This window comes from Nocardia bhagyanarayanae (assembly GCF_006716565.1).
Classification (GTDB): Bacteria; Actinomycetota; Actinomycetes; order Mycobacteriales; family Mycobacteriaceae; genus Nocardia; species Nocardia bhagyanarayanae.
Genome location: NZ_VFPG01000001.1, coordinates 817850 through 833280 on the forward strand (window position 1 = coordinate 817850; position 15431 = coordinate 833280).

Below are 15431 nucleotides of genomic sequence, written 5' to 3' on the forward strand. Positions count from 1 at the left end.
CCCTACCCGGAAAGATGGAAGTTGCCGGAGGTGCCGTAGATGGCCAGCGAGATCAGCAGGGTCACCGTGACCACCGCGACCAGCGAGGCCCGCACCGCGTTGCCGACCGCCACACCCACGCCGACCGGGCCGCCCGCGGCGTAATAGCCGTAGTAGGTGTGGATCATCATGACCGCCAACGCCATGAAGATCGCCTGGGCGAAGGACCAGAGGATGTCGCTCGGGATGAGGAACGTCGAGAAGTAGTGGTCGTAGACGCCCGCCGACTGCCCGTAGATCACCACGGTCGCGAACCGGGCCGCCACGAACGAGGCGATCACGGCCAGCGCGTAGAGCGGCACGATCGCGATCATCCCGGCCAGCACCCTGGTGCCGACCAAGAACGGGATCGGGCGGATCGCCATGGTCTCCAGCGCGTCGATCTCCTCCGAGACCCGCATGGCGCCGAGCTGGGCGGTGGAACCCGCGCCGATGGTGGCGGCAAGGCCGATGCCGGAGATGACCGGAGCGGCGATGCGCACGTTGATGAAAGCGGAGAAGAAGCCGGTCAGCGCCTCGACGCCGATATTGCCCAGCGAGCTGTAGCCCTGCACCGCGATGGTGCCGCCCGCGAACAGCGTCAGGAAGCCGACGATCACCACCGTGCCGCCGATGACGGCGAGCGCGCCGGTGCCCATGCTGATCTCGGCGATCAGCCGGATGGTCTCGGTCCGGTAGTGGATCAGGGCGCGCGGCATCGAGGCCACCGCCTGCGCGTAGAACACGGCGTGCTTGCCCACCGCGTCCAGCGAATCCGACATCCGGCGCACCCGGCGCACCGCGCGGGGGAAGCGGGACTGGATCACGAAGGCCATCGCGTCACCGCACCGTGAACTTGATGCCGACGGCGGTGACCACCACGTTCACCACGAACAGGGCCATGAAGGCGAAGACGACGGTCTGATTCACCGCATCACCGACACTCTTGGGACCGCCTTTGACGTTCAAGCCGAGGTAACAGGCCACCATTCCGGCGATCAGCCCGAACAATCCGGCCTTCACTTCGGAGATGATCAGCTCGGGCAGGTGGGTGAGCAGCGTGATGCCGTTGACGAACGCGCCGGGGTTCACGTCCTGGAGATAAACGGAGAACAAGAAGCCGCCGACGATGCCGATCGTGCACACCAGGCTGTTGAGCAGGAGCGCGACGAACATCGAGGCCAGCACCCTCGGCACCACCAGCCGCTGGACCGGGTCGATGCCCAGGACGCGCATCGCGTCGATCTCTTCCCTGATGGTTCGAGCGCCGAGATCCGCGCAGATCGCGGTGGCGCCCGCGCCCGCCACGATGAGCACGGTGACGATCGGTCCGACCTGGGTGACCGCGCCGAACGCCGCGCCCGCCCCGCTCAGGTCGGCCGCGCCGATCTCGCGCAAGAGAATGTTCAGCGTGAAGCTCACCAGGACGGTGAACGGGATCGCGACCAGCAGGGTCGGCACGATGGACACGCGCGCGATGAACCAGGACTGATCGATGAACTCACGCGCTTGAAAGGGCCTGCGGACGCTCGCGCGGGCGACTTCCGCGGTGAGTTCGAAGAACCCACCGACGGCCCGCAACGGGACAGCAAGGACCTCGTTCATCCGCGATCCTCCTTGCTCAACTGCACGTACTGCTGCATGGCGCGACTCGGCACCATGGCCGCGTCGCCGGATTGATTAGAACATGTTCACATGGTCGTCGTGCGGTTTTCTTCACATTTGAACTGCACGTTTTCTAGATGACGGCCCTCGAATATGAAACGTGTGTCATACGTGGGCGGTGACGCCTTTGTGAGGCGTCACACACCGGTCACCCATGTCTACCAAGTGCCGGACTCATGATCAACAGCTGGACAGTTGATCAGTTACCTCTTCGACGACCGCGGCGCGCGGCCGGCGATCAGCCGAGTTCGGTCAGCGAGGAGGCCGAGAAGGTCTGCCCCGCAGGTCGCTCGGCGAAGTAGCCGGACAGCGTGGCGGCGAGATCGCCGGAGTCCCACGCGTCGCCCGCGGCATCGAAGCGCCGCTCCACGACGGGCGCCGCCATCAGCGCCACCATCGGTCCGTAGACCACGAACAACTGCCCGTTGACCGCGTCGGCCGCGGGCGAGGCGAGATAGGCGACGAGCCGCGCCACGTGATCGGGCGAGAGCGGGTCGGTGCCGGACTCGGGAGCCGCGCTGAACACCGCCTCGGTCATCGCCGTGCGCGCGCGGGGCGCGATCGCGTTGGCTCGCACGCCGTAGCGCGACAGAGCGCGGGCAGCCGAGAGAGTGAGGGCGGTGATGCCCGCCTTGGCCGCGCCGTAGTTGGCCTGCCCCTCCGGACCGAGCAGGCCCGCCTCGGAGGAAGTGTTGATCAGGCGGCCGTAGACCGGCGCGCCCGCCTCCTTAGACTTCGCGCGCCAGTAGGCGGCGGCGTTGCGCGACAAGAGGAAATGGCCGCGCAGGTGGACCGCGAGCACCGCGTCGAAGTCCTCGTCGGACATGTTGAACAGCATCCGGTCGCGGGTGATGCCCGCGTTGTTGACCACGATGTCCACGCTGCCGAACGCCTCGTTCGCGGTGCCGATCAGCGCGTCGGCCGTCGACCGTTCGGCGATGCTGCCCGCGACGAACTCCGCCTTGGCGCCGAGCGCCCGGATCTCGGCGAGGGTCTCGGCGACCGCGTCGGATTCCGCGAGATCGTTGACCACCACCGAGGCGCCGGCGCCCGCCAGTGCGAGCGCCTCGGCCTTGCCGAGTCCCGCGCCCGCGCCGGTCACGATCGCCACACGGCCCGCCAAGCTCAGATCAGTTTCGTTCACCGGGCCGACTTTAGAACGTGTTCCAACCTACTGGCAAGAAACTTTCACTGAAGCTTCAGCGCGGCTTTCGGGCACTGCGCCACCGCATCCTCGACATCGCCGAGACGGTCCTCCGCCACGTCGGCCGTCAGGATGTGCAGCTGGTCCTCGTCATCGAGTTCGAAGACGTCGGGGGCGATTCCCACACAGATTCCGTTCGCCTCGCACAGATCCAGATCGACGCTGACCTTCATGGAAACTCCTTTACTGCGACTCTTATCGAAGCCTACAAGCCCGCACTGCCACGCGCGCCGCCATCGGCCGGATTCCTCGGCAATACTGGAACATGTTTCAGTCGATATGCAATCATCGGGACAAGCGAATCGAAGGACACGAGGTTTTGCCATGCGCATTGCGTACACGCCGCAGCAAGAAGAGCTCCGCGCCGAGTTGCGCGACTACTTCGCGCGGCTGATCACACCGGAGCGCCGGGCCGCGCTGAGCGCGACGACCGGTGAGTACGGGCACGGCAATGTCTACCGCGAGATCGTGCAGGAGATGGGCCGCGACGGCTGGCTGACGCTGGCCTGGCCCAAGGAGTACGGCGGCCAGGACCGGCCGACCATGGACCAGCTGATCTTCACCGACGAAGCCGCCATCGCGGGCGCCCCGGTCCCGTTCCTGACCATCAACTCGGTGGCGCCCACGATCATGCACTACGGCAGCGAGGAACAGAAGAAGTTCTTCCTGCCCAAGATCGCCGCGGGCGAGCTGCACTTCTCCATCGGCTACTCCGAGCCCGGCGCGGGCACCGACCTGGCCAGCCTGCGCACCTCCGCGGTGCGCGACGGCGACGAGTACGTGATCAACGGCCAGAAGATGTGGACCAGCCTGATCGCCTACGCCGACTACGTCTGGCTCGCGGTGCGCACCGACCCGAACGCCAAGAAGCACAAGGGCATCAGCATGCTCATCGTGCCGACCACGGCCGATGGCTTCTCGTGGACGCCGGTGCACACCATGGCGGGCCCCGACACCAGCGCCACTTACTACCAGGACGTGCGCGTTCCGGTCAGCTCGCTGGTCGGCCAGGAGAACGGCGGCTGGGCGCTCATCACCAACCAGCTCAACCACGAGCGCGTCGCGCTCACCTCGGCAGGGCCGCTGACCGTCGCGCTGAACCAGACCCTCGAGTGGGCGCGCAACACCAAGGCGGGCGACGGCTCGCGCGTCATCGATAAGGAATGGGTGCAGCTGAATCTGGCCAAGGTGCACGCCAAGGTCGAGTACCTGAAGCTGCTCAACTGGGAGATCGCCAGCCGCGCCGACGCGGGCGGCGACGCGGCGCCGCGCCCGTGGGACGCCTCGACCTGCAAGGTGTACGGCACCGAGCTGGCCACCGAGGCGTACCGGCTGCTGATGGAGGTTCTCGGCCCGCAGGCCTACCTGCGCCAGGACTCCCCCGGCGCCGAACTGCGCGGCCGCCTGGAGCGCTTCCACCGCGCCGCGCTGATCCTGACCTTCGGCGGCGGCACCAACGAGGTGCAACGCGACATCATCGCCATGACCGCCCTCCGCCAGCCCGCCGCCGCGCGCTGAGCAGAAAGCAGAGAACCACCATGGATTTCACTCCCACCGAAGCTCAGCTCGACCTGGCCCGACTGACCGGCGAGGTGTGCGGCAAGCTCGTCACCGCCGATCGGCTGCGCGCGCTCGACGTGGCGGGCCGGTTCGACGAGCCGCTGTGGAAGTCGCTGGCCGAGACCGGGATTCTGGCCGCGGCGCTGCCGGAGAACGTCGGCGGCAGCGGGCTCGGCGCGCTCGAGCAGACCGCGGTGCTTCGCGAGCTCGGCAAGTCGGTCGCCGCCGTTCCGTACCTCTGGTCGATCGTGGTCGGCGCAGGCGCGCTGGCGCGGTTCGGTTCCGAGAGCCAGCAGGCGCTGGCCGCTCAGGCGGGCGAGGGTTCGGCGATCCTGACCGCGGCGCTGGCCGAGGAGCACAACTACGAACCCGCCAAGCCGACCACCGTCGCCCGGGAGAGCGACGGCGCGTGGCGGCTGACCGGAACCAAGACCACGGTGCCCTACGCCGATCGCGCGGCCCGGATCCTGGTGCCCGCCACGGTTTCCGGCGTGCCCGCGGTCTTCCTCGTCGATCCCGCCGACGCGTCGGTGTCGGTCACCGCCCAGCAGGTGGTTGATCTCAGCGCGGAGTTCGGCGTCGAATTCACCGACACCCCTGCCGAATTGGTCGGCACCGTGGACGGCGGCGCGGAGCTGCTCGACTGGATCCTCACCCGCGCCTGGCTCGGACTCAGCGCCCAGCAGTTGGGCACCGTCGAGAAGGCGCTGGAACTCGTCGCCGATTACGCGCGCGAACGCGAGCAGTTCGGCAAGGCCGTCGGCAGCTTCCAGGCGGTCGCGCAGCGCCTGGCCGACGCCTACATCGACGTGCAGGGCTTGCGCCTCGCGGTCACCCAGGCGGCATGGCGGCTCGCCGAAGACCTGCCCGCCGCCGAGGCCGTGCACACGGCCAAGTTCTGGGCCGCCGACGCGGGCCACCGCGTCGCCCACACCGTCGTCCACGTGCACGGCGGCGTCGGCATCGACCGCGACCACATCGTGCACAACTACTTCACCGCCGCCAAACACAACGAGTTCGCCCTCGGCGCAGCCACCGACCACCTCCGCGCCCTCGGCGCCCTCCTCGCCACCCCATCCTGAACCCCAGCGGCACAACCGCCCCCACACATCGGCCCGTCGGCACAACCGACGGGCCGATCGCCGTTGGGGGCCTGCGAACTAGCTTCCGCCACCGTTCGATGGCTGGGCGGGGGGTGGGGTGGAGGTCAGGTAGCGCTGGAGGGTGGGGGCGATGTCGGCGATGAGTTGGGGTGGGGTCATGGCGACGACCGGGGGGAGCCGGAGGACGTAGCGGCACAGGGCCAAGCCGAGGAGTTGGGTGACGACGAGGCCGCTGCGACGGGGGGCGTCGGCCGGGTCGCCGAAGCGGAGGACCGCGGGGAGCACCTGCTCGGCGAAGACCTGACGGAAGCGGTCGGAGACGGCGTCGTCGGTGATGGACGAGCGCAGCAGGATCAGCAGGACGGTGTTCTGCTGATCCTCCCAGATCGCGAGGAAGCGGCGGATCAGCAACTCGCCCAACGTGTCCGGCTCGGCGGCGGCCAGATCGGGCAGTTCGAGATCGATGTCGACGGCCGCCGCGAACAGGCCGTCCTTGCTGCCGAAATAGCGCATCACCATGGACGGATCGATGGCGGCGTCGGCGGCGATGGCCCGGATCGTGGCTCTGCGGAATCCCTCGGCGGCGAAACGCGCCCGTGCCGCCTCGAGAATCGCGGCGCGGGTCGCGTCGGAGCGGCGGGCGGGTGGCTGATCAGACAACTCTGTCATGCCAACAATTGTAGGCCAACAACTGTTGACTTCTGGACTCGCGGGGCCCTATCGTTATGCCAACAAGCGTTGGCCTACAGTTGTTGACATAGGAGCCAGACATGACCGCCACCCCGCTCCCCACCACCACCTCGGTACTCGTCGTCGGTGCCGGACCCGCCGGACTCACCGCCGCCATCACCCTCTTGGACGCGGGCGTCGACGTGGTCGTCCTGGATCGACTCAGCGAGGGCGCCAACACTTCTCGCGCGGCCGTGGTGCACGCGCGCACCCTCGAGGTACTCGCCGAACTCGGTATCGCCGACGAACTGATCCTGCGGGGCATCCAGGTTCCGCGCTTCACCGTGCACGACGGCGCGCGCACTCTAGCGACCATCGAGTTCGGCAACCTCCCGACCCCGTACCCGTACACCCTGATGACCCCGCAGGACACCACCGAAGCGGTGCTGCTCGAGCGTCTGCACAAGGCGGGCGGACAAGTGCGCCGGCCGTACGTGGTCACCCGCGTCGTGAACGAAAAGGACGGGGTCACCGTCGAATACACCGATGCCGCGGGCGTCGCGGGTGCCATTCGCGCCGATTACGTCATCGGCGCCGACGGCATGCACAGCACCGTGCGCGAGCAAGCGGGGATCGGCTTCACCGGCGACACCTACCCCGCCTCGTTCGTCCTCGCCGACGTGCGGATGGCCTGGCCGATCGCCAGAGACGAAGTAGCGCTGCACCTTTCGCCGGAGGGCGTGACCGTCGTGGCGCCGCTGCCCGACACCGCGGAACCCGACCGCTACCGGGTGGTCGCCACACTGGACGAGGCGCCCGAGCATCCCACCGTCGACGACATTCAGGCGATCCTGGACGCGCGCGGCCCCGGCGGCGACATTCGCGTGCGGGAAGTGCTGTGGTCGTCGCGATTCCGTGTGCACCACCGGGTGGCCGACCGTTACCGCGCGGGTCGGATCCTGCTGGTCGGCGACGCCGCGCACGTGCACAGCCCGGCGGGCGGTCAGGGCATGAACACCGGCATCCAGGACGCGGCCGCCCTCGGCCCGCTGCTGGCGCGGGTGCTGGCGGGCGAGCCGCAGACCCTCTTGGACGAGTACGAAGCCACCCGCCGCCCTGTCGCCGTGGGGGTGGTGGCGTTCACCGACCGCATGACGAAGATGGCCACCCTCCGTCCCCGCGTCGCGCGGCTCGCGCGCAACACCGTGCTCTCGGTGCTGACCCGAATCCCCGCGGTCCGCAGCCGCCTCGCCTTCCGCTTGGCCGAGCTGACGACCCGCTGATCGAAAGCAAGAAGGGCCGCCGCGATCTACGCGGCGGCCCTTCCGTTCTGCCGATTACTTGGCGCCGGCCTCGGCGTGCTCGTCCGCCGGACGCGCCTCGGTTTGCGCCTTGGCCCACCGGTAGTCCGGCTTACCCGCGGGGGAACGCTTGATCTCCTCGACGTACCAGAGGCTGCGCGGGAGTTTGTAGGGTGCGATCTCCTGAGTCAGCACCGGCCGCAACTCCTCGAGGGTGGGGCGGTTGTCGCCGCGACACTGGACGACCGCGACGACGCGCTGGCCCCAGCGATCGTCGTCGACGCCGACCACCAGGGCGTCGAAGATCTCGGGGTGCGACTTGAGCGCGCCCTCGACCTCTTCGGGGAAGATCTTCTCGCCGCCGCTGTTGATGCTGACCGAACCGCGGCCGAGCATCGTGACGGTGCCGTCCTCCTCGACCCGCGCGTAGTCGCCGGGGATCGAGTAGCGAATCCCGTTGAACTCTTTGAAGGTCGCGGCGGTCTTGGCCTCGTCCTTGTAGTAGCCGAGCGGAATGTGGCCCTTGCGCGCGAGGATGCCGATCTGGCCGGACCCGGGAACCACCGGATTGCCCGCCTCGTCGAGCACCTCGGTGGAGGCGTCGATCTTGACCCGCGGTCCGCCCGTGTGGGCCTCGCCCTTCGTGACCATGCTGAGCCCGCCGAACCCGGTCTCGGAGGACCCGATCGAGTCGGTGATCATCCGGTTCGGCAGCAGATCGAGCAGCTTCTCCTTGATGGCGGGCGAGAAGAGCGCCGCGCTGCTGGCGATCGCGAAGAGCGTCGAAAGGTCGTACGGCTTACCGGTTTCCGGGTTGCCCTCGATCAGCGCGTCCAGCATCGGCCGGGCCATCGCGTCGCCGGTGATGAAGATGAGGTTGATGCCGTGCCGGTCGATGTGCTGCCACACACCGTGTCCGGTGAACTCCGGGATCATCACGGTCTTGCCGCCGCCGAACAGGCTCTGGAAGGTGGCCCACTGGGAGCCGCCGTGGATCATCGGCGGAATCGGGAACCGGGTCATCGGCGGGTTGGCCGCGCCGAGCTTGGCGAGATCCCATTCGTCGGCGACGTATTCACCGGTGAGGAAGTTGATGCCGCCGCCGAGCACGCGCCACACGTCCTCCTGCCGCCACATCACGCCCTTGGGCATGCCGGTGGTGCCGCCGGTGTAGAGCATGTACAGGTCGTCGGGCGAACGTTCGCCGAAGTCGCGCGCGGCGGAGGACTGCGCGAGGGCCGCCTCGTATTCGACCGAATCGGCTGCGGTGGGGATCGTGCCGGTCGTATCGTCGTCCACGACGATGACGGTGCGCAGCTTCTCGATCGCAGGCCGGACCGCGGCCACCTTGTCGCTGTAGCGGCGCTCGTGAATCAGCGCGACCATGTCCGAATTGTCGAAGATGTATTGCAACTCGTTCTCGACGTATCGGTAGTTCACGTTGATCATCACGGCGCGGGCTTTGAACACCGCGACCATGGCCTCGACGGCCTCGATGGTGTTGCGCGAGTAGATGCCCACCTTGTCGCCCGGCTGAACACCGTGTTCCAGCAGGTAGTGGGCCAATTTGTTGGCGCGCTCCTCCAGCTGGGCATAGGTCACCTCACGGCCGTCGTCGGCCAGCGCGACGCGATCGGGCATGAGGTCGATGGCATGTTCGACGAGGTCGGCTATGTTGTGGCTCACACGCTAAAAATAGAACGTGTTACTGTTCTTGACAAGGCTCGAAAGTCAGGAGAATCAGCAATGCCGCACTGCCTCGTCGAGAAGCGCGACCACGTTCTCATCGTCACCATGAACCGGCCCGAGGCCCGCAACGCGCTGTCGGCCGAAATGATGGCGATCATGCGCGACGCCTGGGACCAGGTGGACAGCGATCCGGATATCCGGGTGGCGATCCTGACCGGCGCGGGCGGCGCGTTCTGCGCGGGCGCGGACCTCAAGGCGATGACCGCCCAGCACCCCGGCGATTCGTTCAAGGGCGGCGGCTGGGACCTGTCCAAGATCGAGGCGCTGCTCAAGGGCCGCAGGCTTACCAAGCCGCTGATCGCGGCGGTCGAGGGCCCGGCCATCGCGGGCGGCACCGAGATTCTGCAGGGCACCGACATCCGCGTGGCAGGCGAGAGCGCGAAGTTCGGTGTGTCCGAGGCGCGTTGGGGCCTCTTCCCGCTCGGCGGCTCCGCGGTGCGCCTGGTGCGCCAGATCCCCTACACCGTCGCGGCCGACATCCTGCTCACCGGCAGGCACGTCACCGCGGCGGAGGCCAAGGAGATCGGCCTGATCGGGCACGTCGTCCCGGACGGCACCGCGCTCGACAAGGCGCTCGAACTGGCCGATCTGATCGCGGCCAACGGTCCGCTCGCGGTGCAGGCGATTCTGCGCACTATCCGCGACACCGAGGGCATGCACGAGGAAGAGGCCTTCAAGATCGACGCCGAACTCGGGACCGAGGTCTTCAAGTCGGCGGACGCCAAGGAGGGCCCGAAGGCTTTCGCGGAGAAGCGCAAGCCCACTTTCACCGGCAACTGAGCGCCGGATACGGCTCGGCCCCCGGCGCGTTCGCGTTCGGGGGCCGCGTTGTCTTCGGGCGTCAGTTGGCGCCGGGGTAGTCCATCCAGAACGGCTCCCACTGGTGGCCGTCGGGGTCGATGAAGGTGCGGCCGTGCATGCCGACCTGGGCCTCCTGGGCGCGCTTCTCCTCGTTGACCTCCTCGGTCGCGCCCGCGGCGACGGCGGCGTCGGTCAGCTGGTCGACCTCCTGCGCGCTGGACAGCGACAGCGCGTACGCGGCGGCCGTGGCCGAGACGGTGTCGGCGATCGGGCGCTTGCTGAAGGTGGTGAAGTATTCCCTGGTCAGCAGCATCAGGCAGATGTTGTCGTCGACGACGATGCACGAGGCGTTCTCGTCGGTGAAGTCCTGGTTGACCTTCCAGCCCAGTGCCTCGTAGAAGGCCTTCGACCGGTCCAGATCGGTGACCGGAAGGTTGATGAAGATCATCTTGCTGCTCATGTTCTCGTCCTCTCGGGGCGCGTCGGCGTGTTCACAGGTAGAGACGGACCCGGCCGCGAGAACTAATCGCTGCGGCCGCGTGTGACTACGGTCACCCCGTTTCCGGCCGATCTTGGTCCAGGTGCCGGCCGGTTTTCGGGCCTGTTTTGTGTCGGTGGGCTGTGGCATGGTGGCACCCATGAGCGAACCGTCCACCTCGTCCACCACCCTCTCCCCCGACGTTCTCGCGTCGTTCGAGGGTCACCGGCGGGAGCTGTGCGCCTACGCGTACCGCATGCTCGGCTCGTCCTTCGAGGCCGAGGACGCGGTGCAGGAGACCTTCACGAGGGCGTGGAAGTCCTACGGCTCCTTCGAGGGCCGGGCCAGCCTGCGATCCTGGCTGTACCGCATCGCCACCAACGTCTGCCTTGACATGCTCGACGGTCCCCAGCGGCGAGCCAGGCCGATGGACCTCTCCGGCCCCGGCACGCCGGATTCGCCGCTACCCCCGCCGCAGCCCGACTACGTCTGGATCGAGCCGATCCCGAATGCCCTTGCCTTCGGGGCGGATCCGGCCGAACACGCCGCCACCAAGGACACCCTGCGCCTGGCTTTCGTCGCGGCATGTCAGCATCTGCCCGCGACCCAGCGCGCCATCCTGATCATGCGCGAGGTGCTGCGCTTCTCGGCGAGCGAGACCGCCGAGGCGCTGACCATGTCGCCCGCCTCTGTGAACAGCGCCCTGCAGCGCGCCCGCGCCACCATGTCCAAGGTGCAGCCCACCAGCACCGACGGCTACGACGATTCCGACGACGATCAGCGCAAACTCGTCGACGACTTCGTCGCCGCTTTCGAGGCCTACGACATGGACGCGCTGACCACACTCCTGAAAGCCGATGTGGCACTGTCCATGCCGCCCTTCGACCTGTGGATTTCCGGCCCGGAGAACGTCGCCGAGTTCATGCTCGGCACCGGCAGCGCTTGCGCGGGCTCGCGGATGGTGCGGCTGGAGGGGGCGAACGGTCTGCCCGCGTTCGGACATTACAAGCCGAGCGAGGAGCCGGGGGTGTTCGTGCCGTGGTCGATCACGGTGCTGGAGCTGGATGGGGAGACCATTTCTGGGCTGAACTTCTTTTTGGATACGGAGCGGTTGTTCCCGTTGTTCGGGTTGCCGATGGAGTTGCGCGACTAGTCGGGCGGGCGTTTGGTCGCGATCGGAGGGTGCGGCGGTCGGGCGGGTTCCTGCCGGGGCGAAAGGTTGGGGTCGGTGGTCCGGTTGGGTCACGTAATCCCGGGTCGACTTGTCCAAATAGTTTGCCTACCAGTGTTTTCCTCGAACAGTGCTGGGCGCGTTGGGTGCCGTACCCGGCTTACCTCCCGCAGTTGGTGGGCGTAGGTGCGGCTTCCGGCGTGGTCATCTGGCTGTGGTTGCGTCTAGAGAGGGCAGCCGGAGGAGTTGGTGGGGTGGGCTGCGGTGTGTGTGGGTGGGTCGGCGTGCGTAGCGCGTGCACTCTCCGCGCAGGCTCCGGTGGCGCGGGGCGGTGGCGGCGGGGGGCTGCCCTAGGTGGCGGTAGCGCGTACAGGGCGGGCGGTGGCGGGCCCGGATCCGGCGGTGGCGCGCTCCGGGGCGGGTGCTGGGGAGCCGGGGAAATCGACGGTAGTCAAATGGTTGCTATTTGATCTTCGAAAGCCACCATTTGACTACCGTCGAAACCATTTCACTATCGACGGTAGTCAAATGGTGGTTGGGCCCTTGACAGGCTGAGAGCTCTCTTCCCGTTTGCGCACTCTCTAGACGCAACCAGAGCCGGTCGACCACGCCGGAAGCCGAACCCCGCGCACCTGACTGCGGGAGGTAAGTCGGGTACGGCAGACGACGTGCCCAGCACTGCTCAGAGGCAAACCTGGGTAGGCAGACATCCTGGGAACCCGCAACATTGGGATGAAACCCTGGTAGGCAGACATCCTGGGAACCCACAACATTGGGATGAAACCCTGGTAGGCAGACGCCCTGGGAACCCACAACATTGGGATGAAACCCTGGTAGGCAGACCATCCAGGCACCTGCAACATTGGGATAAACCCTGGATAGGCAGAACATCCTGGGAACTCACAACATTGAGATAAAACCCTGGTAGGCAGACCATCCGGGCACCTACAACATCGGGATGAAACCTAGGTAGGCAAACCCTCTTGGCCACCCGCAACATTGGGAACCGTCAACCAACCCAACCCTCGCGCTCAACCGAGCCGGTAGGCACCCCCTCGCACCACCCCTACGACGCCGCCACGTACCTCTCCCGCAACTTCCGCTTGTACAACTTCCCATTCGGATCCCGCGGAAGCTCCGCCAGGTAATCAACCGACCGCGGCATCTTGTACTTGGCCAATTGCGTTGCCGCGAAACCAAGCAACTCAGCGGTGAGCTCCGCACCGGCCTCCACCCCATCCGCGGGCTGAACCACCGCCTTCACCTCCTGCCCCCAATCGGGATGCGGGATACCGAAGACAGCCACGTCGGCGACCTTCGGATGCGTGACGAGCACACTCTCGATTTCGGCCGGATAGATGTTCACCCCGCCGGAAAGAATCAGATCCGAGCGCCGGTCGCAGAGGTAGAGGTAGCCGTCCTCGTCGAGGTAGCCGATGTCGCCGACGGTGAACAGGTCGCCGACGCGCGCGTCCTCGGTCTTGGCCTTGTCGTGGTGGTATTCGAAGCTGGAGGCGCCCATCTTCATGTACACCAAACCGGTTTCGCCCGCGGCGACCTCGCTGCCGTCCTCCTCGCTGAGCACCTTGATCACCGACCACGGCCACGCCTTGCCGACCGAGCCGGGCTTGCGCAGCCAGTCGGCGCCGTTGATCACCGTGCCGCCGCCCTCGGTCGCGGCGTAGTACTCGGTGACCGTCGGTCCCCACCACTCGAGCATCTGGCGCTTGGTCTCCCGCGGGCACGGCGCCGCGCCGTGCACCATGCTGCGCAGCGAGGTGACGTCGTACTTCGCGCGCACTTCCGCGGGCAGCGCGAGCAACCGGTGGAACTGAGTGGGCACCATGTGGCTGTGGGTGACCCGGTACTTGTCGATCAGGCGCAGCATCTCCTCGGGTTCCCACTTGTCCATGAGAACGAGGGTGTGCCCCAACTGGATCGAGATGGTCGCGAAGTTCAGCACCGCGGTGTGGTACAGCGGTGAACCGCAAATGTGCACGTGATCGTCGTAGGGCGCCAGCTCGAACAAGCCGAAGAAGGCGGTGGTGTGCGGCGGGATGGCGTCGGGGTCGGCGCCGGTGAGCGGACGGCGAACTCCCTTGGGCCGCCCCGTGGTTCCCGAGGTGTAGAGCATCGGCGCGCCGGTGCTGCGCTCGGACGGACGACCGGTGTCGGCCGCCCCGAGCCAGGCCACCGACTTGAAGCCGTCGATCTCGCCGACCGAAAAGCGCGCGGACGCAGGCAAACCGGCCTCGTCGGCGGCCGCCTTGGCCGCGGCGGCGAACCGGTCGCTCGCGATGAACGCCTTGGCCTCGCTGTCCTGGAGGATGTAGGCCACCTCGGGACCGGTGAGGTGCCAGTTCACCGCAACGATGTACAGGCCGGACTGGTAGGCCGCGAAGTAGGCGGCGACCGCCTCGACGCAGTTGTGCACCATGCTCACCAGCACGTCGCCGGTCCGCAGGCCGAGGGCGCGCAGCCCGTTGGCGTAGCGGTTGGCGAGCGTGGCCAGTTCACGATAGGTCACCTCCCGGCCCGAGGGATCGACCATGGCGATCCGATCGGGTTCGGCGTTCGCGATGTTCCACAGACCGAGAATTTGCACTGACTCCTGCGCCGTCACCCCATTGAATCTAGAACGCGTTCTACTGATCGACAAGGGGTGCGAGCCGGTGCAATTGCGCCACGTCCGGAACCGACACCAGCATCATGGTGACGCCTGCGGCCTCCCAGACCTTCAATTGCTTACGCACATGCTCCTCGTCGCCGATGATGGCGGTGTCCAGGATCAGCTCGTCCGGGACGACGGCCGCCGCCTCGGCCTTCTTGCCCGCCTGGAACAGCCTGCCGATCTCGTCGACCTCGCGGTCGTAGCCCATCCGGCGATAGACCTGCGCGTGGAAATTCAGCTCCGGCGCGCCCATGCCGCCGATGTAGAGCGCCATGATCCAGCGCATCCGCTCCAACTCTGCGGCGGGGTCGTCGGTGATCACCACCTGGCAGCTCGCCGCGATCTCGAAGTCCTCGCGCGACCGGCGAGCGCCCGCCCTGGCAAATCCCTCGTCGAGCCAGTCGTTGTACATGTTCGCCAGGCGCGGCGCGTAGTAGATCGCCAGCCAGCCGTCGGCGATCTCGGCGGTGAGCGCCACGTTCTTCGGGCCCTCCGCGCCGAGCCAGATCGGCAAATCCGCACGTAGCGGGTGCACGATCGGCTTGAGCGGCTTACCGAGCCCGATCGAACCCGGCCCGGTGTACGGCAGCGGGTAGTGCGGGCCGTCGCTGGTCACCGGCGCCTCCCGCGCGAGGACGCGGCGGATGATGCCGACGTACTCGCGGGTGCGCTGCAAGGGTTTGGCGAACGGCTGCCCGTACCACCCCTCCACCACCTGCGGACCGGAAACCCCGAGCCCGAGGATCGCCCGACCGCCGCTGAGGTGGTCGAGGGTCAGCGCGTGCATCGCGGTCGCGGCGGGCGTGCGCGCCGACATCTGCACCACCGAGGTGCCGAGCCGCACCCGCTCGGTGGACGAACCCCACCAGGTGAGCGGACCGAAGGCGTCCGAGCCCCACGACTCCGCGGCGAACACGGCGTCGAAGCCCGCTTTCTCGGCCGCGACGACCAACTCCCCGGCGTTCTGCGGCGGCTGCGCCATCCAATATCCGAGTTGCAATCCGAACTTCATGATCGTCCCTTTCCGAGCCACGTCCCTTG

14 protein-coding genes are annotated in these 15431 nt (G+C 67.4%); 5 read left to right on the forward strand and 9 right to left on the reverse strand.

Annotated features, from left to right (window positions below; translation table 11 throughout):
• Window positions 1–2 precede the first annotated feature (2 nt).
• The 4 genes from FB390_RS03075 to FB390_RS03090 all read right to left on the reverse strand — a co-directional run bounded on the left by FB390_RS03075 (window position 3) and on the right by FB390_RS03090 (window position 3060).
• Window positions 3–854 (reverse strand): MlaE family ABC transporter permease, encoded by an 852-nt coding sequence (locus FB390_RS03075; RefSeq protein ID WP_141807576.1) that lies wholly within the window; start codon window positions 852–854, stop codon window positions 3–5.
• A 4-nt stretch (window positions 855–858) separates the two neighbouring features.
• Window positions 859–1623 (reverse strand): MlaE family ABC transporter permease, encoded by a 765-nt coding sequence (locus FB390_RS03080; RefSeq protein WP_141807577.1) that lies wholly within the window; start codon window positions 1621–1623, stop codon window positions 859–861.
• 298 nt (window positions 1624–1921) lie between these two features.
• Window positions 1922–2827, reverse strand: coding sequence for a 3-oxoacyl-ACP reductase (locus FB390_RS03085; protein WP_141807578.1), 906 nt, complete (start codon window positions 2825–2827; stop codon window positions 1922–1924).
• Between the two features lie 44 nt (window positions 2828–2871).
• Window positions 2872–3060 (reverse strand): ferredoxin, encoded by a 189-nt coding sequence (locus FB390_RS03090; RefSeq protein ID WP_141807579.1) that lies wholly within the window; start codon window positions 3058–3060, stop codon window positions 2872–2874.
• A 151-nt stretch (window positions 3061–3211) separates the two neighbouring features.
• On the opposite strand from FB390_RS03090, the gene FB390_RS03095 reads away from it, so the two are divergent.
• Both FB390_RS03095 and FB390_RS03100 read left to right on the forward strand, forming a co-directional pair.
• Window positions 3212–4405, forward strand: coding sequence for an acyl-CoA dehydrogenase family protein (locus tag FB390_RS03095; protein WP_141807580.1), 1194 nt, complete (start codon window positions 3212–3214; stop codon window positions 4403–4405).
• 20 nt (window positions 4406–4425) lie between these two features.
• Entirely contained in the window at window positions 4426–5529 is a 1104-nt protein-coding gene (locus tag FB390_RS03100; RefSeq protein WP_141807581.1) for an acyl-CoA dehydrogenase family protein, read from the forward strand.
• Window positions 5530–5607: 78 nt separating this feature from the next.
• On the opposite strand, the gene FB390_RS03105 is transcribed toward FB390_RS03100, so the two are convergent.
• A complete protein-coding gene (locus FB390_RS03105) occupies window positions 5608–6219 on the reverse strand; it encodes a TetR/AcrR family transcriptional regulator (protein ID WP_141807582.1) in 612 nt (203 codons plus the stop codon).
• 101 nt (window positions 6220–6320) lie between these two features.
• Between FB390_RS03105 and FB390_RS03110 the strand changes: the two genes are divergently transcribed.
• The gene (locus FB390_RS03110; RefSeq protein ID WP_141807583.1) at window positions 6321–7502 is read left to right on the forward strand and encodes an FAD-dependent monooxygenase; all 1182 of its coding nucleotides are present in this window, start codon (window positions 6321–6323) and stop codon (window positions 7500–7502) included.
• Between the two features lie 54 nt (window positions 7503–7556).
• On the opposite strand, the gene FB390_RS03115 is transcribed toward FB390_RS03110, so the two are convergent.
• Window positions 7557–9206, reverse strand: coding sequence for an acyl-CoA synthetase (locus tag FB390_RS03115; RefSeq protein ID WP_141807584.1), 1650 nt, complete (start codon window positions 9204–9206; stop codon window positions 7557–7559).
• 60 nt (window positions 9207–9266) lie between these two features.
• On the opposite strand from FB390_RS03115, the gene FB390_RS03120 reads away from it, so the two are divergent.
• On the forward strand, window positions 9267–10049 hold the full coding sequence (locus FB390_RS03120; RefSeq protein ID WP_141807585.1) for a crotonase/enoyl-CoA hydratase family protein: 783 nt from the start codon (window positions 9267–9269) through the stop codon (window positions 10047–10049).
• A gap of 61 nt (window positions 10050–10110) precedes the next feature.
• Here the strand turns inward: FB390_RS03120 and FB390_RS03125 are convergent, their stop codons facing one another.
• Window positions 10111–10530 carry a VOC family protein gene (locus tag FB390_RS03125; RefSeq protein ID WP_067791250.1) on the reverse strand — a complete coding sequence of 140 codons (420 nt, stop codon included), beginning with the start codon at window positions 10528–10530 and terminating at the stop codon, window positions 10111–10113.
• 178 nt (window positions 10531–10708) lie between these two features.
• Here FB390_RS03125 and FB390_RS03130 point away from each other — a divergent pair, with 178 nt between their 5' ends.
• Window positions 10709–11701 carry a sigma-70 family RNA polymerase sigma factor gene (locus tag FB390_RS03130; protein ID WP_141807586.1) on the forward strand — a complete coding sequence of 331 codons (993 nt, stop codon included), beginning with the start codon at window positions 10709–10711 and terminating at the stop codon, window positions 11699–11701.
• Window positions 11702–12785: 1084 nt separating this feature from the next.
• Here FB390_RS03130 and FB390_RS03135 read toward each other — a convergent pair.
• Together FB390_RS03135 and FB390_RS03140 are read right to left on the reverse strand one after the other, a co-directional pair.
• Window positions 12786–14324: an acyl-CoA synthetase gene (locus FB390_RS03135; RefSeq protein ID WP_246123832.1), complete on the reverse strand. Its 1539-nt coding sequence runs from the start codon at window positions 14322–14324 to the stop codon at window positions 12786–12788.
• 40 nt (window positions 14325–14364) lie between these two features.
• The gene (locus FB390_RS03140; RefSeq protein ID WP_141807588.1) at window positions 14365–15402 is read right to left on the reverse strand and encodes an LLM class F420-dependent oxidoreductase; all 1038 of its coding nucleotides are present in this window, start codon (window positions 15400–15402) and stop codon (window positions 14365–14367) included.
• Window positions 15403–15431 lie beyond the last annotated feature (29 nt).